Here is a 15,975-nt window from a genome sequence, read left to right as displayed (position 1 = left end):
GAGTGTATATGCAGCAATCGACTATTCAAATAGGCATCAGTGCATGCCTTGCAGGTGAGAAAGTTCGGTTTGATAGTGGCCATAAAAAATCAAATTTTTGCATGGATGAATTTGCTAAACATGTTGAATATAAGCGTTTTTGTCCTGAAGTGGCGGTAGGTCTACCGATCCCAAGACCGACAATTAGACAGGTTAAAGTAGGCACAACTATTAAAGTGTGCCGTCCTGACGGCAGTGGTGATGTTGGCCCACAATTGACAGAGTACGGTAAAAAAGTTGCCACAGAGCAGGCTGCACAATTAAGCGGCTTTGTTTTTTGTGCTAAAAGTCCAAGCTGCGGCATGGAACGGATCAAAATATACAATGAAGCAGGCACCGGTAATACATCAGAAGGCGTGGGTTTTTTTGCTGCGCAAATTATGGCTCACAACCCATTGTTACCGTGTGAAGAAAATGGTCGTTTAAATGATATGCACTTGCGTGAAAACTTTGTAATGCGAGTGTTTACTTATAAAAACTGGCAATTATTGCGTCAACAACCAGCAACCCTGCATAGGTTAACGCAGTTTCATGCGCAATATAAGTATTTGTTAATGGCTCACAATTATCAGGCATATAAAGATCTTGGTAATTTACTGGGCACCTATGTTGGCGATGATTTTGAGCAGCTTGCTGACGATTATATTGCAGGTTTAATGGCAGCGCTGAAAAGACCTGCCTCACGCAAAAATAACAGCAATACTTTAATGCACTTACAAGGCTACTTTAAAAAACATTTATCCAAAATTGAAAAAGAAGAGTTACGAGATGCAATTGATGAGTATCGCTCAGGTTTAGTGCCGCTGTATGTACCGCTGACACTCTTAAAACATCATTTGAAAGTACATCCAAACGAATACTTAGCAAAGCAAGTTTACTTCAACCCTTATCCTCACGAACTTAAATTACGCTACGGAATTTAATGAACACTGTATTTTGGTTTAGGCGCGATTTGCGCCTTTTTAATAATCATGCCCTTTATCAAGCAATCGACAATGGTTGTAAAGACGCTATATTTTTTATCACTGAGCAACAATGGCAACGCCATGGTGTTGCTTCAATACAAATTGATTTGCTAAAACGAAGGTTAAACTTCTTAGGTCAGTTACTAGCTGATAATGGCATCACCTTGCATATCATTGAAGCGGGTAATTACGCAGGATGTGTGCAGCAGTTAAGCGAATTCTGCCAGCGACATTCAGTAACGCAGTTATTTGCCAATAAAGAATATGAAATTAATGAAGTTGAGCGCGATAACGCATTTTTACATCATACTGATGAACTTAAAGTATCAGTCACCTTGTTTGATGGTGACGTGGTTGCACCGCCTGGAACGGTACTGAATCAAAGTGGTGAGATGTTTAAGGTGTTCACCCCTTTTAAAAATGCCTGGCTAAAGCAATATCAAGATACTCATTTTTATTTTCAAGCCCCCCCGACAATGTTTAGCCCAATACCTTGGCAAGGTTCAGCGTTACTTACCGGTGATGATTCCTCACATAAGTGGCCAGTTGATGATGCGTCATTAAGTCAAATCTGTGCCCGCTTTATCAGCGATAAATTACTCAGTTATAAAGATCAGCGAGATATTCCAAGTATTAAAGGCACATCAGGCTTAAGTCCGTATTTAGCTTTAGGCATTGTCAGCGTTCAGCAATTAATTGCTCTTGTACAGCAACAATATGTCGATGTTTTAAGTAGCTCTAAAAGCAATTTATTTACTTGGGTCAACGAGTTAGTGTGGCGTGAGTTTTATCGTCATTTAATTGTGGCTTATCCAAAACTTAATAAATATAACAATTTTAATGAGAAATATGACCCAGTAAAGTGGCGAACTGATGAGGCTGATTTCACTGCTTGGTGTGAAGGTAAAACAGGCTACCCGCTTGTTGATGCCGCTATGAGACAGCTTATTCAAACTGGCTGGATGCATAATCGCTTACGAATGGTAGTTGCCAGTTTTCTTACCAAACACTTGTTAATTGATTGGCGTAAAGGTGAACGTTTCTTTATGCAGCATTTGATCGATGGCGATTTAGCGTCTAACAACGGCGGTTGGCAATGGGCTGCAAGTACCGGGTGCGATGCCCAGCCATACTTTAGAATATTCAACCCGATTACTCAAAGTGAGCGATTTGATCCTGATGGTGATTTTATTCGTAAATATATACCGGAGTTGGAAAATGTGCCGAATAAGCAAATTCATTTTCCACATGAATATTTAGCGAAAAGCGGCAAAGCAAAAGCAGTTTATTGGCCAGCAATCGTTGATCATAAAACGGCTCGCTTACGAGCGCTTGATGCATTTAAGGTATGATATGAGCAACCACAGAACAGATAAATTTATCGCGATATACCAAAAGCTAAGTAAAGAAAATCTACATTTACTGAGTGATATTTATGCTGCAGACATTCACTTTTCTGATCCATTGCATGAAGTCGATGGTTTAGCTGACTTACATCAATATTTTGCTAAACTTTATAGTAATGTTATTGAATGCACGTTTGATATCAGTGATGCTGTTAGTGTAGGCGATAATGCTTTTGTTTACTGGACTATGTATTATCGCCATCCAAAGCTTAGTAATGGCCAGCAAATAGCCGTAGCAGGCCATAGCAAGTTAACATTCACTGGTGACAAAATCAGCCTTCATAAAGACTACTTTGATGCTGGTGCATTACTTTATCGACATATCCCTATTCTCGGTTCAATTATTAAATACATAGATAATAAGGCAGCGGAATAATGATCACGCTTATAACAGGTGCAACATCAGGTATTGGTGAACAACTTGCGAAACTGTATGCGCAAGCCGGGGATACAGTGATCGCTTGTGGGCGTAACCAAGAAAAACTAAACGAACTTGCGCAACTAACGAATATTGAAAGTTGTCAGTTTGACGCTACTGATTTACAAGAAATACGAAGTAGCACTGTTGCTTATACGCAATTTGATCGCGTTATTCTTAATGCTGGCAATTGTGAGTATATCGATGATGCGCATAATTTTGACAGTGCATTGTTTACCCGCGTTGTTACTACTAATTTGCTTTCCATGGGTTATTGTCTTGAGGCTTTACTACCGAGGATAAAGTCCGGTGGTCAGTTGGTGATTGTCAGTTCAAGCGTAACTTATTTACCGTTACCGCGCTCACAAGCATATGGCGCATCAAAAGCTGGGGTCAGTTACTTAGCAAAAAGTTTAGCCATTGATTTAGCTGATATTGACGTAACCTTAGTGCACCCAGGCTTTGTTAAAACACCGTTGACTCAAAAAAACGATTTTCCAATGCCAATGGCAGTTACTGCAGAAAAAGCGGCAAATTATATTATCAAAGGGGTCGCTAAGCGCCGCAAAGAGGTGCATTTTCCTTATCGTTTTACCCTTATTTTAAAATGTTTACGCATGTTGCCGCTGCCAATTTGGCTCATGCTTGCAAAAGGATTAAGTCGTTGAAAAAAATAGCAATTATAGGTTCTGGAATTGCAGGATTAAGCTGCGCGCAGTTGTTGCACAAAAAGTATGATATTACGGTATTTGAAAAAAACAACTACATTGGTGGGCACACCGCAACGATAGATATACAGGTTGATGGTGTTAAGCGTGCTATTGATACTGGCTTTATTGTTTTTAATGATCGCACTTACCCTTATTTTGAAAAGCTGTTAAAGCGCATCGGCGTTGAACGACAACCGACAGAAATGAGTTTTAGTGTGCATAATCAGCAAACTGGTTTTGAATACAATGGCCACACTTTTGCCAGTTTGTTTGCTCAAAAGCGCAATATATTTCGTCCGCGTTTTTGGAAGTTACTTAGTGATATTGTGCGTTTTAACACCTTGTGTAAAAAACTATATCATGACAACGACTACCAAAGTGAGCAGATGCTAGGTCAGTTGCTCGACCAACACGGTTTTAATGATTTTTTTCGTTACCATTATATTTTGCCAATGGGCGCGGCTATCTGGTCAACAAGTATTAAAGAAATGAGTAATGTTGGCGTTGAGTTTTTTGTAAAATTCTTTTTCAATCATGGCTTATTAGATATTACTAATCGTCCGCAGTGGTATGTTATTCCCGGTGGTTCAAGGGAATATATCAATCCATTGATCAGTGGTTTTAAAGATAAAATAAAATTGAACACGGATATACAGTCTATTTTTCGCACCCCGGAGCAGGTGTTGATCCGATTGAAAAATGGTACTGTTGAGCAATTTGATAAAGTGATTTTTGCTTGTCATTCTGATCAAGCTCTCGCTTTACTTGAAAACCCAAGCACAGATGAAAAAGCAATTTTATCAGCCATTCCCTACACTGAAAATTCAGTGATTTTGCATACTGACACTGCTTTGCTGCCAAAACGTAAAGCCGCATGGGCAAGTTGGAATTATCTACTTACCGATAATCTTGATAAAGCTGCTGTTGTAACTTATCAAATGAATATTTTGCAAGGCATCACAAGTAAAACGCAATTTTGTGTCACGCTTAATCACCGCGAGGGAATTGATAAAACTAAAATACTCCGAGAATTTACGTATCATCATCCAGTATTCAATAAAACGTCTATTGCTGCTCAGCAACAGAAACAGCTTATTGATGGAGCCAATAACAGTTATTTTTGTGGCGCTTATTGGTATAACGGATTTCACGAAGACGGCGTGAAAAGCGCTGTAGATGTTGCTCGCAAACTTGGGGTTGAATTTGAATAGTGCACTTTTAATCGGTGATGTTCGTCATCACCGATTAGCAATTAAAGCGCATAGCTTTAATTATCAGTTGTACATGATGTGGGTTGATCTTAATGCTCCTCAGCAACTTGATGGTGTTCACCCTTGGCTTGGAACAACAGGCTTTAAAGCACTTAAATTTAAACAATCCGATTATCTTAATCGTGATTTAGATACTCAACAACCAATCAAACAACGAGCAATTGATAAAATTGTCGAGCTGGGGATTACTGCTCCGTTTAGTAATGTTTATATGCTCGGACAGCTGCGCTGTTTTGGGGTGTATTTTAGCCCAGTTAACTTTTTCTTCTATGAAACGGCTGATGGCGATTTTCCCTATATGGTTGCTGAAGTGAGTAATACCCCCTGGAACGAGCGACACTATTACTTGGTTGATTTACACAAGAAAGTGAACTTTAAAAAGGCTTTCTCCGTATCACCATTTATGAGTTTAGATATGGATTACCACTGGAAAGTGCGTTTAACAAAGCACAATACTATGATCCATATAGAAAATAAAAAAGATAATACGCTATTATTTACTGCCAGTTTGCGTTTACAACGCCAGTCACTCAGTCGTGCTGCGGTTACTGCGTTACTGAAACGTTTTCCTGCCATGACCATCACTGTGATGAAAGGAATTTACGTACAGGCGTTTAAACTATTTTGTAAGCGAGTGCCTTTTTTAGGTCACTCAGGCAAGAATTGATAAGCTAAAATAATGAAGGTCATGAGATGGAAAAAGTATCCAGTTTAGCTGATAACGCATCAAGTAGCTTGTTAAGTAAGCTGTATAAAAAGTTAGTTATTGGTGCGTTTGATAGCATTGAAGTTGGCGCAATTACCCTAGTTGATGGTAACGACGTTCAACACTTTGGTGATCCTCAAAGTCACTTACAGGCTAAAGTAGTTGTCAATAATCCGGCAATGTATAAAGCATTTGCGCTCTCTGGCAGTGTCGGAGCTGGCGAAGCTTATATTTTAGGCCAGTGGGAATGTACTAACTTAACTCAGTTGATTGAAATTTTTGCCATTAATCAGGCTCAACTGGACCAATTTGAACGTAAGTTTGCGTTTATTAGTAATCTTTACAATCGAATAAATCACCGTAAAAACAAAAATTCTGAGCAAGGTTCAAAGAAAAACATTGTTGCTCATTACGATTTAGGCAATGAGTTGTATTCATCATTTTTAAGCACTGAAATGCTTTACTCAAGCGCTGTCTACCCATCAAAAGATGCTTCTCTTGAGCAAGCACAAAGTCATAAGCTTGATTTAATCTGCCAACAAGTAGATTTACAACCCGGTGAAACGGTTATTGAAATTGGCACAGGGTGGGGAGCGTTTGCCATTCATGCTGCAACACATTATGACTGCCACGTTACTACTACAACTATTTCTGATGAGCAACATGCGTTTGTGGCAGAAAAAATTATCCAGTTGGGGCTTGAAGATAAGATAACCTTATTGAAACAAGATTATCGTTTACTCGAAGGCAGTTACGATAAGCTAGTGTCAATAGAAATGATAGAAGCGGTTGGTCATGAATACCTACCCAGCTTTTTCAAAAAATGTAATGACTTACTCAAAGACAGTGGTGCAATGCTGATCCAAGCAATTACAATTGCTGATCAACGCTATCAACATTACCTGAAAAATTCTGATTTTATTCAGCAGTATATCTTCCCTGGTGGTTGTTTACCGTGTATTGATGAAATGAATAAGCAAATAAAAAGTCAATCAGACATGGTGGTACACAGCATTAACGATATCGGCGTTCATTATGCAAGAACCTTAGCTGATTGGCGCACACGGTTTATCGCAAGCTGGCCAGAAATCGACAAAGTTAAGTTTGACCAGCGCTTTTATCGATTATGGTTATTTTACTTAGCTTACTGTGAAGGCGCATTTAGGGCGCGAGTAACCAGTACAGTGCATTTAGTTGCCCGTAAACCGCGTTTTAACCATTCAAGTGATGACATTGCGCTCAGTTATTAATTTTTTGCTGTTTCAAGGAGTGTGGTTTTTAGCATTATTCCTTGAGCAGCGCGCTATCATACCGATTTTATTAATCATCATAGTGATGTTATGTCTGTCGCAACAAAAGCAACAAGATATGCTGTTACTGTGCTATGGCTTAATGATCTCGTTAAGCTTTGAATATTTGATGGTTGAGGTTGGCTTTTTATCTTTTAGTATATCGCCCTTTCCATTGTGGTTTGTATTACTTTGGTGTGCTTTACTGTTAACCATCAATACATCAATGCAATTTTTGCATCGCACGCCTTGGTATTTAGCGCTGTTGCTCTGTGCAGTTTTTGCCCCCGCAAGTTATATTGCTGGTGCACGCTTTGGGGCGTTAGAGGTTCATCCTGTAGTTTGGCAATTTTGGCTTATATATGGTTTAGCTTGGTCGTTTATGTTCAATTTTATCAGGATTATAAATACATACAGCAAAAAGTACCTGTTAGTTTCTGAACATAAATGAACATACAGGTGTAACTATTTAACTTAGAAATTTGGAGTCCGGTAATGATAGCAAGATTAACTAAAGGGCTAATTATTTTAAGTGTATTGGTATGCAGCCGAAGCTTTGCTGCTGATTTTAAAGTGGTCGGTGAGGCTCGTTTTGAGTATCTATTTTGGGATGTTTATCAGGCGCAGTTAGCAACCCCATCGGGGAGCTATCAGTTTGGCAATCACCCCACTAAACTGACATTGACCTATTTACGCGATTTTGCTGCCAAGGACATAATCAAAGCGACGAACGAACAATGGCAGCATTTGGGCAAAAAAGAGATCATTAAAAAATACGATGCACAGTTAGCTGCGCTTTGGCCGGATATCAAAAAAGGTGAATCGCTATCGTTCATTACGGATGAAAATGGTATTGGCACATTTTATTTTAATGATAAAAAGCTAGGGGCTATAGAGCAAAGTGGTTTTGCGGATGACTTTTTAGCTATTTGGCTTGATGCTAATACCTCTGAGCCACAGATGCGAAAACAACTAATAGGGCAATAACATGAAGCGAATTACTATATTATTTTTACTTAGTTGCACATTTTTATTAAGTAGCTGTGCTGCGCCAGATGTTGAGTATTACCAAGGAAGTCAGCCAGAATTTAATTTTAAACAATTTTTTAATGGCAAATTGAAAGCCTATGGCGTTGTCCAAGACTTTAAAGGTGAAGTAACCCGTAAGATGGTCGTTGACATGAATGCGAGTTGGGATGGCAATAACGGCGTTATAGAGGAAGATTTCGTTTACGACGATGGTGAAACCCAACGCCGAGTGTGGAAAATAACACTCAATGCTGACAATACTTTAACTGGCACTGCAGGTGATGTGATAGGTATCGCGAAAGGAAAAAGTAATGGCAGTGTATTTCATTGGCAATATACCCTTAAATTACCCTATGGAGATGACACCATTGAAGTTAATTTAGATGATTGGATGTATCTGGTAACACAATCGCGCTTGATTAACCGTACAGCTATTGATAAGTTTGGCATTGAGGTTGGGGAAGTGACCTTAGTTATCGAAAAAGTTGAATGATAAACAAATTGTCATATTGATTTATTAAATACTGCTTAAATTCATTGTTGGTTAATCTTTAAATCAATATTTATTTCGGCAATTATTTAAAATTTACTCATTTTTTAAGAATTTACGCGAAAAAAGCATTTTGCTGTTGCCAATACTTAAAAAATGCATAAAGATAGGTTTTGCGAAGGCAAAATAATAACGAATAGGAATTTAACAAATGAATAAAGCTCAATTAGTTGAAAAAATCGCTACTGATGCAGAAATCTCTAAAGCAGCAGCTACACGTGCACTTGACGCATTCACTGGTGCTGTTACTTCTTCTTTAAAAGAAGGTAATTCAGTTGCACTAGTTGGTTTTGGTACTTTCTCTGTAAAAGAGCGTGCTGCACGTACTGGCCGTAACCCACAAACTGGTGCCGAAATCCAAATTTCAGCGGCAACTATCCCAAGCTTTAAAGCAGGTAAAGGTCTTAAAGATCAAGTTAATCCTTAATCAATTAGATTGGTTAAATAAAAAAGGGCTAATTAGCCCTTTTTTTGTATCTACTCATTAATCTAAGGTTTAAGCTTTTAGTGCTTTATCACCGCGGCCAATACCTACCGCACCAGAGCGTACAACTTCAATTATGTCTGTCTCATGACGTAAGGTATCTAAAAACGATTCAATTTTATCTGTGCTACTAACAAGCTGCAATGTGTAGCTGTTGCGACCCATGTCTAAAATAGTCCCTTGGAATACATCGACCACTCGCGTTACTGCCGCTCTTTTAGCTTCATCTTGAGCGAATACTTTTACTAATAGCAGCTCACGTTCAATATGCGCCATTTCAGTTAGATCAATAATCTTTAATACATCTACTAATTTATTAACCTGTTTAGTGATTTGCTCAACCACACGGTCATCACCCATGGTAGTGATAGTAATACGTGATAAAGAATGATCGTCTGTTGTGCCAACGGTTAAACTATCGATGTTATAAGCTCGTTGTGAGAATAGGCCAACAATACGCGACAATGAGCCTGGTTCATTCTCAAGTAAAATAGATAATATACGACGCATTATGCTTTCACTCCTTTACGTAACCACATTTCATCAACTGCTCCAAGCTTAATTTGCATTGGGTATACATGTTCATTTTCATCAACAAGAATATCTAAAAACACTAAACGGTCAGTGATCGACATGGCTTTATCGATTGCGGGCTGTAGTTCATCAAGAGTATTAACGCGAATACCGACATGGCCATAACTTTCAGCAAGTTTGACGAAATCAGGTAACGATTCCATATACGACGATGAGTGACGACCGCCATAGACCATATCTTGCCATTGACGCACCATACCCAGAGAGCGGTTATTCAGTGACACCACTTTTACAGCCAAGTTATATTGTAAACATGTCGAAAGTTCTTGAATGTTCATTTGAATCGAACCATCACCGGTGACACACACTGATTCTTTATCCGGGAACGCAAGTTTCACACCCATTGCCGCTGGCAGACCAAAGCCCATAGTGCCAAGACCCCCTGAGTTGATCCATTGGCGCGGGTTTTTAAACGGGTAGTACTGCGCCGCAAACATCTGATGCTGACCTACATCAGAGCTTATATAGGCATCACCATTGGTGGCTTGATAAATTGCTTCAATGACGGCCTGAGGCTTTATTTTATCGCCCGCAGTGCTGTAGCTTAAACATTTTTGTTCACGCCAGCTAATGATCTGACGCCACCAATCTTCTTGAGCACTACGATCAATTTTGATTGGACTTTTATCTATGGCTGTCTGTAATTGCTCAAGTACGGTTGATAAACAACCGACGACGGGAATGTGGGCTTTTATCGTTTTTGAAATAGAGGTCGGATCAACATCAACATGAACAATCGTCGCATTGGGACAAAATTTCTTCACGTTATTGGTTACCCTGTCATCAAATCGGGCGCCTAGAGCTAAGATCACATCGGCATTTGCCATCGCCTTATTTGCTTCAAGGCTCCCGTGCATACCTAGCATACCAACGAAATTAGGGTGAACCCCGGAAATACCGCCCAATCCCATTAAGGTATTAGTGATTGGTGCATTGAGTGATTCAACCAAATGAGTCAGTTGCTCTGAAGTGTTAGAAATAATAATCCCGCCACCAGAGTAAATGACCAGTTTTTTAGCTTCTAAAATAGCGGCAACGGCTTTGCGAATTTGCTTTGGGTGGCCTTTGGTATTTGGGCTATAGGTTCTCAGCTCTGTGGTTGCTGGAAACTCAAAATCAAATTTAAGTGCAGGGTTTAACATATCTTTTGGCAGTTCTACGACCACAGGACCTGGGCGTCCAGTACTTGCAATATAAAATGCTTTAGCCAAAATTTTAGGGATATCTTTTGCGCTACGACAGTTAAAACTGTGTTTTACGATTGGCCGAGAGCAACCAACAATATCGGTTTCTTGAAATGCATCATCACCAATTAAGTTAGTCGGCACTTGACCGGATAGCACTACCATAGGAATAGAATCCATATAGGCTGTAGCGATCCCCGTGATACAGTTTGTCGCACCTGGACCTGATGTTGCTAATACTACGCCCACTTCACCTGTGGCACGTGCATAACCATCAGCCATATGGGTTGCAGCTTGCTCATGACGAACTAAAATATGCTCTACATCATCTTGCTGAAATAATGCGTCATAAAGATCTAATACTGAGCCACCGGGGTAGCCAAATATATATTTTACCTTCAATGCCTTTAATGCCTGAACAACTAGTTCGGAGCCATTATATTGTTGTGTACTCATCCTCATTCCTCTGTGTGCCTGTTACCGATTGATTATTATCATGAGTAATAATGTGCTATTGCACGCACTCCCCATTTATTCTGTGCAATTACCGTATAATTTAAATGCATAAAAAAACCCCCGCTTAGGGCGGGGGTTTTTAAAAAGCTATCTCACCTTCTAATACATCCCCGCTGGGCTTAAAACTAAGACCAGTACGAGTACAGTGACTAGGTGAAATTGATATTTCATAACGTTATTTTTCTTCTCGGTATTTGTTATATAAGTTCAAATGAGTTATTGCGCTGAGATAGCCGAATAACTCATTTAGTCTACAAATTTAATAGTCTTATTTTTAAAGGTTTTGCCAGCTAATGTCAACAGTCAAAACGGCAATGTTGCATTAAAATTCCAAATTAATTGTTTTTATATTTAAAAGTTGCTTTAAATTGCATTTTTAACCGTTAAAAGCAAAGAAATTATGCTTTTTGTGAAGCGTGGGAATATTCACTGTATATCTATAAATGTAATGTAAGTATATAAATTATTCGCTATTATTATCGTTATGGAGTTGTTGATAGGTGATCCTGTGAAATACTCACAATTGTTATGTGGCCTGACTTTGGCATTGTTAAGTCAACAGAGTGTGGCAAAACCACAAAATAGTAGCCCAACTGATATTGGGGTCGTTAACAAAGAGCGAATTTTATATTGGTTAGATAAACGCGGGCAGCTTGACGATAAAATAGCGCATGACAAATTATTGTCTGATTATATTGGCCGTGGTGAATCGATGCATTCACGTCGGCAGCTTAACCCTCAAGTTTTAACCCAACAACGAAAAATGGCTCAGCGCTTAGCGAGTGTGTCTTCGCAGTTACCTAACTCGACGCACAATACCGTAAAAGTGTTGGCTATATTGGTTGATTTTCCTGACTTACCTCATGATGATAATGGCTTAGCCGCAGTTGATAGCGATATGTACTACTCAAGCTATAGTCAGCAGCATTACCAACAAATGTTGTTCGCTACTGATGGTTACTCAGGTCCACAGCAGCAACCGTTGCAAACAGCGTATCAATACTATCAGCAAGCCTCAGGGGAAAGCTTAGCATTTACGGGTCAAGTTTATGGCTGGGTAACAGCCGATAATGATGCGAAAAGTTATGGGGCTCGCCAAGGGGGTAATAATGATATTGATGCCCCTAGTTTAGTGCATGAAGCGGTAGAAAAAGCCGTAGCAAAATTTAATATTAATTTAGCCGATTATGATTTAACAGATTTGGATGATCGTGATGGTGATGGGATCACCAATGAACCTGATGGGATTATTGACCATGTTATGATTTTCCACTCGAGTATAGGTGAGGAAGCCGGTGGTGGCGTACTGGGTACTGATGCAATTTGGTCACATCGTTTTTATGTGTACGACCAAAACAATCAGCCAAGTGCGGTTGATGGCAGTAGTATTCGTTTATTTGGTTATACTATAAATCCTATCGATGCTGGTATTGGCGTGGTGGTACATGAGTTTGGTCACGACTTAGGTTTGCCTGATGAATATGATTTAACCGGCAGTGCGCTGGGGGAGCCAGTTGCGCTTTGGTCTGTGATGTCTGGTGGTAGTTGGGCAGGCTCACCTCGTGGCTCACAGCCGGTGATGTTCAGTCCTTATGCACTCGAGTACTTACAAAACCGTTATCAAGGAAACTGGCTTAATCAAACGACGATATCGTTAGACGAAATCGATACCAATCAACAGCAAATACTTCGCCATAGTAGTGGGGTATCAACTGAATTAAACCAGTTAAAAATCACCCTACCAACCAACTTACAACCGTTTTATCAAGCAGTAGAAGGGCACTTGCAATACTACTCTGGCAGTGGTGATAATGTTTCACAAAGTATGACATATACAGTTAATTTACCAGCAAGTACGCAGCCTACTTATCTTGATTTAAGTGCCTATTACAGCATTGAAACGGATTATGATTATGCTCAAGTATTAGTAAACGCACAGCCTATTGCTTCGCAATATACTCAAGCAGTCAATCCATTTTATGGAGACATTGGTCCATATATAACAGGGTCTTCAAGTTCAGTAAATGACGCTCAGCAGCCGAATAATTATTTACGGCATCGTTTTGACTTATCAGCTTATGCTGGTCAAACAATCACACTTAGTTTTAACTATAAAACGGACACTTATACTCATTATTTTGGTCTAGTGGTTGATGATATGACCATTAGCCAAGGTGATACTTTCGTTTGGCAAGATAATGCAGAGCAGTCAACACAAGCACAACTTGATGGCTTTAGCCGAGTGGGGGATCACATCTATGCAAAACCACACAATTACTATTTACAGTTACGTAGTTATTTAGGAATAGATAGTGGTTTACAAGTTGAGCAGTATTCACCGGGTTTATTACTTTGGTCTGCTAATGAACAGTATACAGATAATAATACTCCTGAGCATATTGGTGAAGGGTTTATATTGGTTGTTGATGCCGATCAAAATGCCATTGCAAAAGGTAATAGCAGCGCACCTGCCAGTACTACGATTCAGTTAAGAGATGCTGCTTTTAGTCTTTATGATCAGCGCCAAGGTTTAGGCGATACGCAGTTAACAGCAATCACTGAGTTTAATGATAATAATGATTACAGTTTTGCCACGCAACCGGCCTCTGGTGTAAAAGTTTCAACGTTTGGTTTTAATTTTTCTATTGTTGAGCAAGCGATTAATAATAGCTCAATTGAATTGAATTTAGGCTATACACCACAGTCTGGGATCAATGTAATTACTAATGATCTCGAAGCGAGTTTTGAAATTAAAGGAATGGCGTTGACCCCAACCGATAGTTTTAACTGGCAGTTTGGTGATGGACAAAGTAGTGATGAATTGAATCCAAATCATAAATTTGCCGATTACGGTAGTTACACTGTGGGTTTTACTCGTACTAATGAACAAGGGCAGCAGTTTCAAGAATCGATGACTTTTGTGCTTACTGCGCCGTTATCAATTTCTAGTGTGGATACCAGTATAGAGAAAGGCAATGTTACTGCAAAAGTCACTGTATCAGGTGGTCAAGCACCTTATGACTATGCATGGCAATTAGGTGATGGCTCAACTGCGAAAGGGCAGAGCATTAACTACCGCTATGAATACAGTGGCGATTATACCTTGAGCGTTATTGTAACTGATGCAAATGGCGCTATGCAGTCTTTTGCAACCCAAGTGTCGGCAGATGTATTACTTACAACACAGGCCAGTTACAGTGCAAAAGATTTGCTGGTTAATTTTAACAGTGATACCAAAGGCGGGTTTAATAATTACACTTACAGTTGGGATTTTGGAGATGACAGTGCTGTAAGCCAACGTGCTAATCCTACACATACTTATAGCCAAGCGGGAAGTTATACGGTGACACTGATCGTGACTGATACCTCTGCAAAAGGCATAAAAAACACCTTACCGTCTAGCAAGCTTATGGTAACAGTGCAAAAACAAGTTGCCAGTTCAGGCTCCAGTGGCGGAAGTATATTTTGGTTATTGTTACTGCTACCGCTCAGTTTTCGAACAAAGAGGCAAGCATAAACTAAGTGACAAAAAAGCCAGTAAATACTGGCTTTTATTATAATGCTAATAATCTAGGTTTGGTTTATAAACGGTCGATAACAGCTTGAGTGAAGTCAGTAGTACCGTGACTGCCACCTAAATCGCGAGTGGTACGATCACCCGATTTAATTACGTCAGCTACAGCACTGCGAATACGCTCTGCAGTTTCGCCCATTTCTAAATGCTCTAACATTTGAATAGATGCCAAAATAACAGAGGTTGGATTTGCTAAGTTTTTACCAGCAATATCAGGTGCGCTGCCATGAACTGCTTCAAAGATTGCTGCATCTTCACCGATGTTAGCGCCAGGTGCCATACCCAAACCGCCTACTAGACCAGCACATAGATCAGATAAAATATCACCAAACAGGTTTGTAGTAACGATAACGTCAAACTCTTCAGGGCTCATTACCAGTTTCATACAGGTTGCATCAACAATCATTTCAGTTGATTCAATTTCAGGATAACGCTCAGCAACTTCACGAGCTACTTTTAAGAATAAACCTGAAGTTGATTTTAAGATGTTAGCTTTGTGAACCGCTGTCACTTTTTTACGACCTTCACGCACGGCTAGTTCGTAGGCAAAAGTAACGATTTTTTCAGCACCTTCACGGGTGATCATAGACATTGCTTGTGCTTCGTTGCCATCTTCTGATGTCACTTGGCCTAAACCTGAATACATACCTTGCGTATTTTCACGTACCGTGATGATATCAATGTCTTCATAACGTGCTTTGGTGCCAACAAATGACTTTACTGGGCGTACATTGGCGTATAAACCAAACTGCTTTCGTAATGTTACATTGATTGAAGTAAAACCTTCACCAACTGGCGTAGTTAGTGGGCCTTTAAGAGTAATTTTATTACGCGCAATAGTATCAATGGTATCTTGTGGTAATAATTCACCGGTCTTTTCTAGGGCTGCAAGACCTGCATCAACGAATTCATAATCAAAATCGCACCCTGCGGCTGTTAAGATCTCAAGGGCTGAATCAATAATACTCGGACCGATGCCGTCGCCTTTGATCACTGTGATGGTTTGTTTGGCCATGAACTTTTCCTATTACGAGTTAGAAATGCACGTAAATGTGACGCATTATTATACCAATCGACTTAAATATTTAACCATTCTAGCGTGCTAAATAAAGCGCTAACTGCGTTATGAATTTCTCAAGTAGAACAACTACATGTCGAAATTTATGCCTTGTTATCACTCTATTTATCTGTCGCTATAAATGGCTAGTAACTTAACACGATTGGTATTAAGCGATTACTT

The 15,975-nt window shown here is 39.6% G+C and carries 15 protein-coding genes; 12 read left to right on the top strand and 3 right to left on the bottom strand.

Annotated features, from left to right (window positions below; all coding sequences use genetic code 11):
* Positions 1–8: 8 nt before the first annotated feature.
* The 11 genes from FW757_RS17525 (at position 9) to FW757_RS17475 (ending at position 8,810) form a co-directional block, all read left to right on the top strand.
* Positions 9–962, top strand: coding sequence for a YbgA family protein (locus tag FW757_RS17525; protein WP_145235868.1), 954 nt, complete (start codon positions 9–11; stop codon positions 960–962).
* Complete coding sequence (phrB, locus tag FW757_RS17520) at positions 962–2,356, top strand: deoxyribodipyrimidine photo-lyase (protein ID WP_182740058.1); 1,395 nt, start codon at positions 962–964, stop codon at positions 2,354–2,356. The genes FW757_RS17525 and phrB overlap by 1 nt, the downstream gene beginning before the upstream one ends.
* A gap of 1 nt (position 2,357) precedes the next feature.
* Positions 2,358–2,786, top strand: a complete 429-nt coding sequence (locus tag FW757_RS17515) for a nuclear transport factor 2 family protein (protein ID WP_145235859.1) — start codon at positions 2,358–2,360, stop codon at positions 2,784–2,786.
* The gene (locus FW757_RS17510; protein ID WP_182718654.1) at positions 2,786–3,496 is read left to right on the top strand and encodes an SDR family NAD(P)-dependent oxidoreductase; all 711 of its coding nucleotides are present in this window, start codon (positions 2,786–2,788) and stop codon (positions 3,494–3,496) included. Before FW757_RS17515 ends, FW757_RS17510 begins: the two co-directional genes overlap by 1 nt.
* Positions 3,493–4,749 (top strand): NAD(P)/FAD-dependent oxidoreductase, encoded by a 1,257-nt coding sequence (locus tag FW757_RS17505; protein ID WP_182794301.1) that lies wholly within the window; start codon positions 3,493–3,495, stop codon positions 4,747–4,749. Before FW757_RS17510 ends, FW757_RS17505 begins: the two co-directional genes overlap by 4 nt.
* Complete coding sequence (locus FW757_RS17500) at positions 4,742–5,476, top strand: DUF1365 domain-containing protein (RefSeq protein WP_149980176.1); 735 nt, start codon at positions 4,742–4,744, stop codon at positions 5,474–5,476. The genes FW757_RS17505 and FW757_RS17500 overlap by 8 nt, the downstream gene beginning before the upstream one ends.
* A 26-nt stretch (positions 5,477–5,502) precedes the next feature.
* Entirely contained in the window at positions 5,503–6,765 is a 1,263-nt protein-coding gene (locus tag FW757_RS17495; RefSeq protein ID WP_446441523.1) for a class I SAM-dependent methyltransferase, read from the top strand.
* Positions 6,766–6,784: 19 nt separating this feature from the next.
* The gene (locus tag FW757_RS17490; RefSeq protein ID WP_310737467.1) at positions 6,785–7,255 is read left to right on the top strand and encodes a DUF2878 domain-containing protein; all 471 of its coding nucleotides are present in this window, start codon (positions 6,785–6,787) and stop codon (positions 7,253–7,255) included.
* 44 nt (positions 7,256–7,299) lie between these two features.
* Positions 7,300–7,791: a chalcone isomerase family protein gene (locus FW757_RS17485; RefSeq protein WP_182718659.1), complete on the top strand. Its 492-nt coding sequence runs from the start codon at positions 7,300–7,302 to the stop codon at positions 7,789–7,791.
* 1 nt (position 7,792) lies between these two features.
* Positions 7,793–8,326: a DUF3833 domain-containing protein gene (locus tag FW757_RS17480; protein WP_149980180.1), complete on the top strand. Its 534-nt coding sequence runs from the start codon at positions 7,793–7,795 to the stop codon at positions 8,324–8,326.
* 208 nt (positions 8,327–8,534) lie between these two features.
* The gene (locus FW757_RS17475; protein WP_145235830.1) at positions 8,535–8,810 is read left to right on the top strand and encodes an HU family DNA-binding protein; all 276 of its coding nucleotides are present in this window, start codon (positions 8,535–8,537) and stop codon (positions 8,808–8,810) included.
* A gap of 69 nt (positions 8,811–8,879) precedes the next feature.
* Here FW757_RS17475 and ilvN read toward each other — a convergent pair whose 3' ends face one another.
* Both ilvN and FW757_RS17465 read right to left on the bottom strand, forming a co-directional pair.
* Positions 8,880–9,377, bottom strand: a complete 498-nt coding sequence (gene ilvN / locus FW757_RS17470; protein WP_182767905.1) for an acetolactate synthase small subunit — start codon at positions 9,375–9,377, stop codon at positions 8,880–8,882.
* Complete coding sequence (locus FW757_RS17465) at positions 9,377–11,101, bottom strand: acetolactate synthase 3 large subunit (RefSeq protein ID WP_182767906.1); 1,725 nt, start codon at positions 11,099–11,101, stop codon at positions 9,377–9,379. Before FW757_RS17465 ends, ilvN begins: the two co-directional genes overlap by 1 nt.
* A gap of 544 nt (positions 11,102–11,645) precedes the next feature.
* Here FW757_RS17465 and FW757_RS17460 point away from each other — a divergent pair.
* The gene (locus FW757_RS17460) at positions 11,646–14,678 is read left to right on the top strand and encodes an immune inhibitor A domain-containing protein (RefSeq protein ID WP_446441522.1); all 3,033 of its coding nucleotides are present in this window, start codon (positions 11,646–11,648) and stop codon (positions 14,676–14,678) included.
* Between the two features lie 64 nt (positions 14,679–14,742).
* Here FW757_RS17460 and FW757_RS17455 read toward each other — a convergent pair whose 3' ends face one another.
* A complete protein-coding gene (locus FW757_RS17455) occupies positions 14,743–15,750 on the bottom strand; it encodes an isocitrate dehydrogenase (protein ID WP_182718661.1) in 1,008 nt (335 codons plus the stop codon).
* Between the last annotated feature and the right edge of the window lie 225 nt (positions 15,751–15,975).

Source organism: Pseudoalteromonas sp. 1181_04, assembly GCF_052850545.1.
This window is presented reverse-complemented; position numbering and strand designations above follow the sequence as displayed.

What these genes read in the sequence shown, in the direction of transcription:
- FW757_RS17525 (WP_145235868.1), top strand. Translation starts at nt 9, where the DNA reads ATGCAGCAATCGACTATTCAAATAGGCATCAGTGCATGCCTTGCAGGT.
- phrB (WP_182740058.1), top strand. Translation starts at nt 962, where the DNA reads ATGAACACTGTATTTTGGTTTAGGCGCGATTTGCGCCTTTTTAATAAT.
- FW757_RS17515 (WP_145235859.1), top strand. Translation starts at nt 2,358, where the DNA reads ATGAGCAACCACAGAACAGATAAATTTATCGCGATATACCAAAAGCTA.
- FW757_RS17510 (WP_182718654.1), top strand. Translation starts at nt 2,786, where the DNA reads ATGATCACGCTTATAACAGGTGCAACATCAGGTATTGGTGAACAACTT.
- FW757_RS17495 (WP_446441523.1), top strand. Translation starts at nt 5,503, where the DNA reads ATGGAAAAAGTATCCAGTTTAGCTGATAACGCATCAAGTAGCTTGTTA.
- FW757_RS17485 (WP_182718659.1), top strand. Translation starts at nt 7,300, where the DNA reads ATGATAGCAAGATTAACTAAAGGGCTAATTATTTTAAGTGTATTGGTA.
- FW757_RS17480 (WP_149980180.1), top strand. Translation starts at nt 7,793, where the DNA reads ATGAAGCGAATTACTATATTATTTTTACTTAGTTGCACATTTTTATTA.
- FW757_RS17475 (WP_145235830.1), top strand. Translation starts at nt 8,535, where the DNA reads ATGAATAAAGCTCAATTAGTTGAAAAAATCGCTACTGATGCAGAAATC.
- ilvN (WP_182767905.1), bottom strand. Translation starts at nt 9,377, where the DNA reads ATGCGTCGTATATTATCTATTTTACTTGAGAATGAACCAGGCTCATTG.
- FW757_RS17465 (WP_182767906.1), bottom strand. Translation starts at nt 11,101, where the DNA reads ATGAGTACACAACAATATAATGGCTCCGAACTAGTTGTTCAGGCATTA.
- FW757_RS17460 (WP_446441522.1), top strand. Translation starts at nt 11,646, where the DNA reads ATGGAGTTGTTGATAGGTGATCCTGTGAAATACTCACAATTGTTATGT.
- FW757_RS17455 (WP_182718661.1), bottom strand. Translation starts at nt 15,750, where the DNA reads ATGGCCAAACAAACCATCACAGTGATCAAAGGCGACGGCATCGGTCCG.